We start from the raw sequence: 11,640 nt of genomic DNA on the forward strand, positions 1-11,640 counted from the left end.
GCGGTAGTGCCCTTTGGATGCGATGGTATGACCGGCGCTGACCGGCCAAATGCCTATGGACGCCACGCAAAGGTGCGTTTACGACATGGCCTGGCGCAGAGAGACAATTGCTTGCGGGCGCCACGCGCCGAAGGCTCTATATCGGTGGCTTGCCCGCGACCGCCAGCCCCCGCCACCGACCAGTGGCGCCACAGCTTTCGGGTTGGTGTGTCGCATCTGTAGCCGCTGCCGAGCCTGCGAGGCTGCGCTCGAGGACGCAGTCCTCGCAAAACCTCAGCACGCGATATGCCTGGAAGAACAGGTTGCCTGGTTTTACGACCGCTTCGCGGCCGAGCGCAGCCTCGCCAGCTCGGCAGCGGCTACAGGGCGTTCGTAGCGACAACGGTTCGCCGTCAGGCCAGCAGGTTGCGCAGCATCAGCAGCAGGAGGAAATGCCCGGGATACAGCAGATAGGCCCAGCGCCGCATCGGTGGCGGCGAAAAACCGCGCATCCGGCGCAGGATCGCCAGCCCCAGCCACGGCGCCAGCACGCAGGCGAACAGCGCCCAGGCGGCCACCTGATTACCCAGGCGCGCCGCCGGCAGCAGGCTTTGCCACTGGTTGGCCGCCAGGCACAGCAACCCCGGCAGCAGCGCCCAGTACCAGCGGCGCTGCAGCACCAGCAACATCGCCAGCGGCAGCAAGACGCCGAACAGGCCGAACATCAGGTACCGGTCGAACAGCCCGCCGAGCAAGGCCGCGCCGATCCCCAGCCACAGCGCCAGCCCACCGCGACGCTGCCAGGCGCGGGCCACCAACAGGCCCAGGGCCAGGGTCGGCAGCACATTCAGGGTGTCGGGGTCGGGAATGTACAGCCGGTACGGCACCTCGCTGAGCAAGCTGAACAACAGCAGCCAGCCCAGGTAACGCCATTGCCCCGCGCCCTCGCGACCCACCGCGCCGGCCCGCGCCACATTGGCCGCCAGCGCCAGGCAGAACCAGGGAAACGCCAGGCGCCCGGGCACATACAGCAGATCGAGGCTCCAGCCGACGTAGCGCAGGTGATCGAGCACCATGCAAAGCAGCGCCAGCCACTTGAGCAGGTCCAGGGCGCCATCGCGCCGGGCGGCCAGCGGGGTCAGCAGCGAGTCTGGCATATATCCTCATGGCCTGTGCATTTTTCACCCATAAACAGAGCGTGTGCTCCCCCCTCAATCTTGGGTAAAGTGGCGCTCCACCGATCTCTGCGGGGCCTGCGCTGTCCTGCCGGCCCAGACCTCGTTGCGGACGCTTTACCCAAGGGCTCCTTACCCAGGAGCGCCTTATCCGGAGCCCTTTATCGAAGGACTCCCCTCTCGGACCCTTAGCACGGAAGACGGCCATGACCGACAAGAGCCAACAATTCGCCAGCGACAACTATTCCGGCATTTGCCCCGAGGCCTGGGCGGCCATGGACCAGGCCAACCGCGGCCACGAACGCGCCTATGGCGACGACCAGTGGACCGCGCGCGCCGCCGATTATTTCCGCAAGCTGTTCGAGACCGACTGCGAGGTGTTCTTCGCCTTCAACGGCACCGCCGCCAACTCCCTGGCCCTGTCGTCGCTGTGCCAGAGTTACCACAGCGTCATCTGCTCGGAAACCGCCCACGTCGAAACCGACGAATGCGGCGCGCCGGAATTCTTCTCCAACGGCTCCAAGCTGCTGATCGCCGGCACCGAGAACGGCAAGCTGACCCCGGACTCGATCCGCGACATCGCCCTCAAGCGCCAGGACATCCACTACCCCAAGCCACGGGTGGTGACTCTGACCCAGGCCACCGAGGTCGGCAGCGTCTATACCCCGGAAGAAATCCGCGCCATCAGCGCCACCTGCAAGGAGCTGGGGCTGAACCTGCACATGGACGGCGCGCGCTTCTCCAACGCCTGCGCCTTCCTTGGTTGCTCGCCCGCCGACCTGACCTGGAAAGCCGGGGTCGACGTACTGTGCTTCGGCGGCACGAAAAACGGCATGGCGGTGGGCGAGGCGATCCTGTTCTTCAACCACAAGCTGGCCGAAGACTTCGACTACCGCTGCAAGCAGGCCGGCCAGCTGGCCTCGAAGATGCGTTTTTTGTCCGCGCCCTGGGTCGGCCTGCTGGAAAACGACGCCTGGCTCAAATACGCCCGCCACGCCAACCATTGCGCGCAATTGCTGGCCGAGCTGGTGGCGGACATTCCAGGGGTGGAGCTGATGTTCCCGGTGCAGGCCAACGGCGTGTTCCTGCAACTGTCGGAACCGGCCATCGCCGCGCTGACCGCCAAGGGCTGGCGCTTCTACACCTTCATCGGTAAAGGCGGCGCGCGCTTCATGTGCTCGTGGGACACCGAAGAAGCGCGGGTCCGCGAACTGGCCGCGGACATTCGCCAGGTCATGGCCGGCTGAATGCCCTCGCCGGCCTGCCGCCTCCTGTCGAGATCGGGTGCGGTGGGCCGGCGCTGCATGACATCAGTTCACAAATTCCTGAACTGATTATTTCCCTCCACTGATTCAACATCACAGGCGTATATCCGAGACTCCGGGGTCAATTTATAAAAACAAGGCACAGCCCCATGACCAGCCTGCCCGCGGCAACGGAAAAAGCCCCGTCCCCCAGCCTCAAGATCGAAACCCGCTCCATCGACTACGTGCCGCGCCACGAGCGCCACGGCAAGGTCTGGCACCAGGGTCCGTTCTGGTTCACCGGCAACTTCGTCCTGACCACCATGGTCACCGGCTTCACCGGCGCCGCCCTCGGCCTGAGCCTGCACTACTCGATCCTGGCCATCGTCCTCGGCGTCTGTCTGGGCACCTTCTGCATGGCCTTCCACGCCAACCAGGGGCCACGCATGGGCCTGCCGCAGATGATCCAGTCGCGGGCGCAATTCGGCCTGCGCGGGGCCATCGTGCCCTTCACCGCGGTGGTCTTCGTCTACATCGGCTTCAACGTGTTCAACGTGATCCTCGCCACCGACGCCATCAACACCGTGGTGCCCGGCGCGCGGGCGCCCTGGTACAGCCTGATGATCATCCTCGCGGTGATCATCGCCGTGGTCGGGCATGACCTGCTGCACGCCGTGCAGCGCTGGCTGACCTACATCATGATCAGCGTGTTCACCGTGCTGACCATCAGCGCGCTGATGACCCTGCAGGCCGACGCCGCCGTGGCCGACGCGCACTTCTCCTGGTCGGCGTTCCTGATCCAGCTGTCGGCGGCCGCCGGCTACCAGATCAGCTACTCGGTGTATGTCTCGGACTATTCGCGCTACCTGCCGCACAAGACCTCGTCGCGCCAGGTGATTTTCTGGACCTACCTGGGCGCCGCGGGCTCGGCGCTGTGGCTGATGTCCCTGGGTGCCTTCCTCGCCTCCGCCCTGCCGTCCCCCGACGCCATCGGCAGTGTCCGCGAAGTCGGCAACCAGATGATCCCGGGCTTCGGCACCTTTACCGTGCTGATCGCCGTGCCCGCCCTGGTCGGCATCATGGCGGTCAACTGCTACGGCGCGATGCTCACCGGCATCAGCGCCATCGACGGTTTCCTGCAGATCCAGCCGAACCTCAAGAGCCGGGTGGTGGGTATCGCCCTGGTGGCGGTGGTGATTTTCCTGATCGCCATGAACATTCCCGACAGCTACCTGGCGAGCTTCAACACCTTCGTGCTGCTGATGCTGTATTTCCTGGTGCCCTGGACCGCGGTCAACCTGGCGGACTTCTACGTGGTGCGCAAAGGTCACTACGCCATCAGCGACATCTTCAACCCGGCCGGCATCTATGGCCGCTGGGCCATGCCCGGGCTCATCGCCTATTTCCTCGGCCTGGTCGCAATGATTCCGTTCATGTCCCTGAGTTTCTACCAGGGCCCGGTGGCCCGGGCGCTGGAGGGCGCGGACATCGCCTTTGTCATCGGCCTGGCCGTGGCCGGCGTGGCCTACTGGGCGCTGACCCGGGGCCTGGACCTGGACGCCGAGCGCCTGGCGATCCAGGCCAGCGAACGCCAACTGGAAGGAGCCGGCCAATGACTGGATTGCCCACCCTGAAAGTCGCCTGCCAGCAGATCGCCCCACGGGTGGGCGAGCTCGACTACAACCGCGAACTGGGCCAGCGGGCCATCCGCGAGGCCGCTGCCCAGGGCGCCCAGGTGGTGGTGCTGCCGGAACTGGTGCAGAGCGGTTATGTGTTCACCGATCGGCAGGAAGCGCTGGCGCTGTCCGAGGCCCTCGATGGGCCGACGCTGACCCTGTGGAAGGCCCTGGCCGCAGAGCTGCAGTTGGTGATCGTCGGCGGTTTCTGCGAGCGCCTGAATGCCGGGCAAGTGGCCAACAGCGCCGCGCTGGTCGAGCCCGAGGGGCGGGTGACGGTGTACCGCAAGGCCCATCTGTGGGACCGGGAAAAGCTGGTGTTCACTGTTGGCGACCAACCGCCGCCGGTGGTGGAAACCCGCTTTGGCGCGATCGCGATGCTGATCTGCTACGACCTGGAATTCCCGGAATGGGTGCGCCTGCCCGCGCTGGCCGGCGCCGCCCTGCTCTGCGCCCCGGTCAACTGGCCGGACGGGCCGCGTCCGCCGGGCGAACGCCCGGCGGAAATGGTCCGGGTCCAGGCCAACGCGGCGGTCAACCGCATGTTCATCGCCGCCTGCGACCGCTGCGGCGACGAGCGTGGCGTGGCCTGGGTCGGCGGCTCGCTGATCGTCGACGCCGACGGATATCCGCTGGCCGGCAGCGCCCGTCAGCCCCAGCAGCAACTGCTGCTGGCGGAGCTGCCCCTGGCGGACGCCCGGCACAAGCACATCAGCGCCCATAACCACGTGCACCTGGACCGCCGCCCGGCGCTGTACTGAGCCCTCCCCGGCCGCGGGCAACACTCGCGGCCCTTCGCCTTTTCGCCCCTGATCCGCGCGCGCCGCCAGACATGAACTAGATTGTCTGGCGAGCCGCTGTACCCGCTCGGATAACGACAATAATCGGGAGCGCATCCATGTCCTTACAAGGCAAGACCCTGTTCATCACCGGCGCCAGTCGTGGCATCGGCCGTGAAATCGCCCTGCGGGCGGCGCGGGACGGGGCCAATATCGTGATCGCGGCCAAAAGCGCCGACCCCCATCCCAAGCTGCCCGGCACCATCTTCAGTGTGGCCCGCGAGGTCGAGGCGGCGGGCGGCAAGGCCCTGGCGTTGCAGGTGGACGTGCGTGACGAAGAGACGGTGCGCCAGGCCCTGGCCAAGGCCGCCGAGCAGTTCGGCGGCATCGATGCGCTGGTCAACAATGCCGGGGCGATCAAGCTGACCGGGGTGCAGCACATCGAGCTCAAGCGCTTCGACCTGATGCACCAGATCAACACCCGCGCCGTACTGCTGTGCAGCCAGGCGGCCCTGCCCTACCTGAAAACCAGCGGTGGGCACATCCTCAACCTGTCGCCGCCGCTGAACCTGGCGAGTAAATGGTTCGCCCAGTACAGCCCCTACACCGTGACCAAGTACGGCATGAGCATGCTGACCCTGGGCATGAGCGAGGAATTCAGCAACTACGGCATCAGCGTCAACTCGCTGTGGCCGCAGACCATGATCGCCACGGCCGCCATCGAGTTCCAGCTGGGTTCGCGCGAGTCGTTCAAGCATGCGCGCACGCCTGCAATCATGGCCGACGCGGCCCACGCGATCCTCTCCAGCAGCCAGCGCCGCATCACCGGGCGCTTGCTGATAGACGAAGACATACTGCGCGAACAGGGGGTGAGCGACTTCGCCCATTACCGCTTCGATCCCGACAGCAGCGAAACGCTGATGACGGATCTGTTTATCGATTGAGCGAGCGGATCAATCTGTAGCCGCTGCCGAGGTACGAGGCTGCGATCGACTGCAAAGCAGTCGCAAACCCAGCCCCTCGATAGGTCAGAAGCACCGAGAGCTCCGGGTTCACGGTTGCTACGCAACCGATCGCAGCCTCATTCTTCGGCGGCGGCTACGGGCTACCGGTCCGTCACTCAATACTCGACCCGCACATCCCCCTTCGGCACGCTGCAGCAGGACAGGATGTAGCCTTCGGCTTCGTCTTCCTCGGTGATCCCACCGTTGTGGTCCATCTCCACTTCACCGCCCAGCTTGAGCACCTTGCAGGTGCCGCAGATCCCCATGCCGCAGGCCTTGGGGATCATCAGGCCGAGCTTGGCCGCGGCGGCGTGGACGGTCTCGCCCGGCGCCACGCGGATGCTCTTGCCCGAAGCGGTGAACTCCACCTGGTGCAGGTCGGCGATGTCGATTTCCGGCGCCTCGGCGGCCTGCTCGGCCTGTTCCACGGCGTCGGCACGGGCTTCCGCCGGCGTCGCGCCGAAGGATTCCTCGTGGTAGCGCGACATGTCGAAGCCGCTGGCTTCGAGCAGGCGCTTGACCGCGTTCATGTACGGCGTCGGGCCGCAGCAGAACACTTCGCGTTCGAGGAAGTCCGGAGCCATCAGCTCCAGCATCTTGTGGTTCAGGTAGCCGCGATAACCGGCCCAGGGCTCGCCCAGGCCGTGTTTCTCGCAGATCAGGTGCAGGCTGAAGTTGTCGATCCGCGACGCCATGTGCTCCAGCTCGCGGTGATAGATGATGTCCTTCGGCGAACGGGCGCTGTGGATAAACACCATGTCGACATTGCCGTTGGTGTCGTAGAACCAGCGCGCCATGGACATCACCGGGGTGATGCCGACGCCGCCGCTGAGGTAGAGGACTTTCGGGCTCGGGAAGTCGATAGCGTTGAACAGCCCCACCGGCCCGTGCACCGCCAGTTCCTGGCCTTCGTGCAGGGTGTCGTGCAGCCAGTTGGAGACCTTGCCGCCCGGGACGCGCTTGATGGTCACCGAGAAGCTGTACGGCACCGAGGGCGAGCTGGAAATGGTGTAGGAACGCATGATCGGCTGGCCTTCGATCTCCAGCTCCAGGGTGACGAACTGCCCCGGTTTGAAGAAGAACATGATCGGCTGGTCGGCCATGAAACAGAAGGTGCGCACGTCCCAGGTTTCCTGGATGACTTTGACGCAACGGACGATGTGTCGGCCATTGGCCCAGGTCTGGGTGGTTACCGGGTTCAGGAAGTTGTTGGACATGCTGATCTCCACGGCCGACTGCCGGCCTTTATGGTGGCGATTGTGCGCAGGCCCATGAACACCCATTTACCTATCTGCGACATTCACATACTTATCGCGACCAGCCCCCAACCACCGGGGCTTGCGCGTCGGGAACAGATTGGGCCATGTCGCCCATGGATAAGGTTCCGGGCCGCGCCGGCCCCACACTCGCCTCAACTGATAACCGCTGATTTTTCAGCCTTGCGTCGCACCAACCGTAGCCACTTTCGCCGGCCACACAGATGGCCATGAGGACCAAAACGATGGACGTCACCGCAACCCTGAGCCTGGGCGATCCGCTGGAACCCGCACGCAAGGCCACCGCGCAAATGCTCCAAGAACGCGAGCGGACCTTTTCCCTGCCGCAGCCGTTCTACTGCGACGAGCGCCTGTTCGATATCGACATGCAGGAGATCTTCCAGAAGGAATGGCTGATCGCCGGCATGACCTGCGAGATTCCGACCAAGGGCAACTACATGACCCTGCAGGTCGGCAAGAATCCGATCATCGTGATCCGTGGCGCCGACGGCGTGGTCCATGCCTTCCACAACGTCTGCCGCCACCGCGGTTCGCGCCTGTGCACCAGCGACAAGGGCAAGGTCGCCAAGCTGGTCTGCCACTACCACCAGTGGACCTACGAGCTGGACGGTCGCCTGCTGTTCGCCGGCACCGAGATGGGCGCCGACTTCGACATGAAGCAGTACGGCCTCAAGCCAGTGAACGTGAAGACCGCCGGTGGCTACATCTTCATCTCGCTGGCCGAGAACCCGCCGGCCATCGATGACTTCCTGGCGACCCTGACGCACTACATGGAACCCTACGACATGGAGAACACCAAGGTGGCGGTGCAGACCACCTTGATGGAAAAGGCCAACTGGAAGCTGGTGCTGGAAAACAACCGCGAGTGCTACCACTGCGGCGGTGCGCACCCGGAACTGCTGAAGACCCTGCTGGAGTGGGACGACGTCACCGACCCGCGCGCCGACCAGGCGTTCAAGGACCACGTGGCCGCTTCGGCCGCCGCCTGGGATGCCGAGAAGATCCCCTACGCCCACGCCAGCTTCGGCCTGCGCAACCGCATCGTGCGCATGCCGCTGCTCAAGGGCACCGTGTCCATGACCATGGACGGCAAGCAGGGCTGCGCCAAGCTGATGGGCCGGATCAAGAACCCCGACCTGGGCTCGATGCGCATCCTGCACCTGCCGCACTCGTGGAACCACTGCATGGGCGACCACATCATCGTGTTCACCGTGTGGCCGATCAGCGCCCAGGAAACCATGGTCACCACCAAGTGGCTGGTGCACAAGGACGCGGTCGAAGGCGTGGACTACGACGTCGCGCGCATGCGCCAGGTGTGGGACGCCACCAACGACCAGGACCGTCGCCTGGCCGAAGAAAACCAGCGCGGCATCAACTCCACCGCCTACCAGCCAGGCCCGTACTCCAAGACCTACGAGTTCGGCGTGGTCAACTTCGTGGACTGGTACAGCGAACGCATGCTGAGCAACCTCGGCGCCGAACCGGCTCCGTACCTCAAGGGCGTGCCGGTTCACGGCTAAACGCGCTGTCCCGGCCATAAAAAACCGCGAGCATGCTCGCGGTTTTTTATGACGTGAAGTGGCTACTACCAGTTCCAGGCGTGAATGATGTCCTGCGCTGTATCAAAGATATTTCCCAAGTCTTCGATATTGGGCGCACGCTTGTAATTCGGATCGATACGTCGTTGCAAATCGTCATACAAGCCGTCAATTCTTTCCTGGGTTTTCTTTTTATCGTGCTGCCGAAGTACATCGAGCCGGGCCTTGTTAGCAGCCAGCGCTCTACCTTCCTCGATATAAAAAGCCCTGTCCCACTCAGGCTGATGATTATCAATAAAAGGCGGTGGACCGACAGGTTTGTTCATAGCCACCTCACTATTTCAGCTGGTCAAGAGAACCAGCCAGTGACCCAACTGACGATCGAGTTGAATGTATTAGTGATTTTCTCCCAGACGTTCTTCAACCAATTGAGGATATTCTTGCCAATCTCGGTGAAAAACTCGCTGACCTTGTCCAGCACGGTATTGAACAGGCCACCGAAAGTTTCCATGAACCCAACCACCGCATCAGCGCTTTGGGGGTATTGGTCCAACTGCTCGATCGCCGCGTCATACATCTTGTCGATGCGTTTATCTGCTGATTCCTTGTCCCGCTTACGCAACTCTTCGAGCTTTTTCTTGTAGTCCGTGGTGTCGGTCGAACCCGAGTTCTGAAAACTTTCCGTAGCCTTGACCAGCTCGGACTCCGACTGATCAGCTTGGCTTTCCCCCACTTCCCGGGCCTGAGGCTCGAGGTTCCGCACCGCAGGATCATTGGAACTCTTGGTGACGTAGAGACTGCGCAGGTGAATCTGCTGCAGGTGCGGCGAAGCCATCAGCAGGCCCCTGGCCTCGCCCGACAATCGTCTTTTCGCATGCACACGCATTTCGTTGAGTAACTCGACATAGGCTTCCTTGCCTTGTGCAGCAACAGGCTTGGCCTTGGTTTTTGCTTTGGATGCTTCGGACATTTCAATAACTCCTTGTAATTTAAACAACCGGCACTCTTGTGCCTTTCACTCGCGGGAACGGTAACGTTCATAACGCCCGCAATTCTCCCGAGTCCATCATTCAGAATCAGCCTTTATTAATTCCAAAAATCAATCGTGGACTTCATCAACCGGAAGGACGTTGGAGATAGCACTTTCACCGATCAACCAGACTCGGTATCAGCTATTAGGGAAGTGCAGAAACAAAAACATGCTTTTCATGTTTGACTCCTGTCATGGATTATCTTGAAGTGCAGCCGAAGAACTCGACTATTGCCCTTGAAAATCCGCCCCACTCCTTTTGTTTGAAAGAGTAAAGCCGCGTGCCCATCAGGCGTCAAACAGCCACTTATACCCATAGGAAACTGCATTTATGCAGGCTGAATATATAAACCAAACCTCACTCAGGTTTTATCCGAGCCCGAAACAAACGAGAGGGTCACCCCCAAGCTGTATAAAAAATGATCGCCCCCGTCGAGATACCACCCGCCAAGGCTTACAGAAGACCGCGAACAAGTTATCCACACCTCCACCCACAGCAAATGTGGGCAACTCGGCTTTCAGCCGGCGGATTCACTGGCAGAACCTGAAGAAAATCCGTGACTTATCCGGAAAGGCCTTTTCCACAAGACTTTGTTCATTTTTTGAACAGCGCTCTGTAAGCCACGTTTTTAAAGGCCCGCAGATGAAGGCGAACACCTTATCCACAGAAGCGCCAACAGACTTTGGGGGCAACTTTGCGGCCAAGGGCAGCGAGCTGTGGAAAACCGCCGAATAGCGCGAAATATCGAGGTTTCAGTGCTGCCGGCAGGGCAAAACCCCGGAACTGACTGTTTTTTGATCAACCCTATGGAAGCCGCTGTTTATAAGGCTCTCAACGGACAGCGAACATCTTATCCACAAAGAGGCCAACAGACTTTGGGGGCAACTTGGCAGCGGCGGAGGATCGAGGGAGCTCCTTATCCACAGAAAAAACCTTCGGAAAAACCTCGACTTAGCTTGATCGTTTTTCGTACAACGCGCTGTAGCGCTTGATTGGCGAGGCTTGCAGAGAGGGACGAACATCTTATCCACAGAGGCGCGCACAGGGATTGTGGGTAACCGTGGATACAGGAGGGAAATCAGTGGCTGGCAAGCCGCGCCCCTGTAGGAGCGAAGCTTGCTCGCGATAACGATAGTGCGACAGGCCAGACCCTAGCGGACCACGCCTTCTTCGATCAGCAGCTTGAGGATGGCCTCGGCCCCGGCTTCGGCGCTGACACCCTTGAGCACCTGGCCGCCACCGCCGCTGGCCTTGGCGGTCGCGGCTTTCATGCGGTCGGCGCCGCTCTTGGCCTTGATCACTTTCAGGCGCTTGGGCCGCGGTTTGGCCGGTTGCAGGGTGGCGCTGGTGAATAACTCATCGTCGAGCACTTCCACCTGCCGCGCCTGCAGCAGCCCACGCCGGGCCGGGCCGTAGGCGCTCTGCCGCGGCTTGGGCGCGGCGTTATCCACAGTGGCGAGGAACGGCAGGCGCACCTTCAGCCGACGGCGCTGGCCGCGCGGCAGGGCTTGCAGCACCAGGGCCACGCCGCCGTCGATGGATTCCACCTGGGCCAGGCCCACCACCAGCGGCCAACCGAGGTTTTCCGCCAGCAGGAACGGCAGCATGCCCGAGCCTTCGCCGGTTTCCGCCTGGCTGCCGGTGAGCACCACTTGCGCCCCGGCATCGCGCAGATAATCGGTCAGCGCCGGCAGCGCATCGGCACCGGCCGACTGCTCCAGCACGTGCATCTGTTCCAGGCCCATGCCCAGGTACGCGCGCAGGGCCGGCTCGGCGATATCGCCGGCGTGCAGCACCTGCAGCCTGTCCCCGGCCAGTTGCAGCCCCAGCTCGACCGCCCGCGCATCCTGCTCGGCGCGCCGGGGCCGGCCGGAAGTCGGGTGGGCGCCGATGGACACCAGGCTGATCACATTGGTACTCATAAGCTCTGTCCTTCC

The 11,640-nt window shown here is 62.7% G+C and carries 10 protein-coding genes; 5 read left to right on the top strand and 5 right to left on the bottom strand.

The window, feature by feature from the left end; all coding sequences use genetic code 11:
• Positions 1 to 392: 392 nt before the first annotated feature.
• Positions 393 to 1,136 (bottom strand): TraX family protein, encoded by a 744-nt coding sequence (locus tag CXQ81_RS30325; RefSeq protein ID WP_101339316.1) that lies wholly within the window; start codon positions 1,134 to 1,136, stop codon positions 393 to 395.
• 224 nt (positions 1,137 to 1,360) lie between these two features.
• On the opposite strand from CXQ81_RS30325, the gene CXQ81_RS30330 reads away from it, so the two are divergent.
• The 4 genes from CXQ81_RS30330 (at position 1,361) to CXQ81_RS30345 (ending at position 5,797) form a co-directional block, all read left to right on the top strand.
• Entirely contained in the window at positions 1,361 to 2,401 is a 1,041-nt protein-coding gene (locus tag CXQ81_RS30330; RefSeq protein ID WP_007926372.1) for a low specificity L-threonine aldolase, read from the top strand.
• Positions 2,402 to 2,568: 167 nt separating this feature from the next.
• Entirely contained in the window at positions 2,569 to 4,014 is a 1,446-nt protein-coding gene (locus CXQ81_RS30335; RefSeq protein ID WP_009045944.1) for a cytosine permease, read from the top strand.
• The gene (locus CXQ81_RS30340; protein ID WP_101339317.1) at positions 4,011 to 4,835 is read left to right on the top strand and encodes a nitrilase-related carbon-nitrogen hydrolase; all 825 of its coding nucleotides are present in this window, start codon (positions 4,011 to 4,013) and stop codon (positions 4,833 to 4,835) included. Before CXQ81_RS30335 ends, CXQ81_RS30340 begins: the two co-directional genes overlap by 4 nt.
• 137 nt (positions 4,836 to 4,972) lie before the next feature.
• A complete protein-coding gene (locus CXQ81_RS30345) occupies positions 4,973 to 5,797 on the top strand; it encodes an NAD(P)-dependent oxidoreductase (protein ID WP_101339318.1) in 825 nt (274 codons plus the stop codon).
• 176 nt (positions 5,798 to 5,973) lie between these two features.
• On the opposite strand, the gene gbcB is transcribed toward CXQ81_RS30345, so the two are convergent.
• Positions 5,974 to 7,074 (bottom strand): glycine-betaine demethylase subunit GbcB, encoded by a 1,101-nt coding sequence (gbcB, locus tag CXQ81_RS30350; RefSeq protein ID WP_009045947.1) that lies wholly within the window; start codon positions 7,072 to 7,074, stop codon positions 5,974 to 5,976.
• A gap of 284 nt (positions 7,075 to 7,358) precedes the next feature.
• Here gbcB and gbcA point away from each other — a divergent pair, with 284 nt between their 5' ends.
• On the top strand, positions 7,359 to 8,654 hold the full coding sequence (gene gbcA, locus CXQ81_RS30360) for a glycine-betaine demethylase subunit GbcA (RefSeq protein ID WP_101339319.1): 1,296 nt from the start codon (positions 7,359 to 7,361) through the stop codon (positions 8,652 to 8,654).
• Positions 8,655 to 8,719: 65 nt separating this feature from the next.
• On the opposite strand, the gene CXQ81_RS30365 is transcribed toward gbcA, so the two are convergent.
• From CXQ81_RS30365 to CXQ81_RS30375, 3 genes are all read right to left on the bottom strand, one after another.
• Positions 8,720 to 8,998, bottom strand: coding sequence for a hypothetical protein (locus CXQ81_RS30365; protein WP_007926365.1), 279 nt, complete (start codon positions 8,996 to 8,998; stop codon positions 8,720 to 8,722).
• Positions 8,999 to 9,021: 23 nt separating this feature from the next.
• The gene (locus CXQ81_RS30370; protein WP_007926364.1) at positions 9,022 to 9,642 is read right to left on the bottom strand and encodes a hypothetical protein; all 621 of its coding nucleotides are present in this window, start codon (positions 9,640 to 9,642) and stop codon (positions 9,022 to 9,024) included.
• Between the two features lie 1,212 nt (positions 9,643 to 10,854).
• Positions 10,855 to 11,625, bottom strand: coding sequence for an electron transfer flavoprotein subunit beta (locus CXQ81_RS30375; protein WP_007926363.1), 771 nt, complete (start codon positions 11,623 to 11,625; stop codon positions 10,855 to 10,857).
• Positions 11,626 to 11,640 lie beyond the last annotated feature (15 nt).

The organism is Pseudomonas sp. 09C 129 (genome assembly GCF_002843625.1).
Taxonomy (GTDB): Bacteria; Pseudomonadota; Gammaproteobacteria; order Pseudomonadales; family Pseudomonadaceae; genus Aquipseudomonas; species Aquipseudomonas chlororaphis.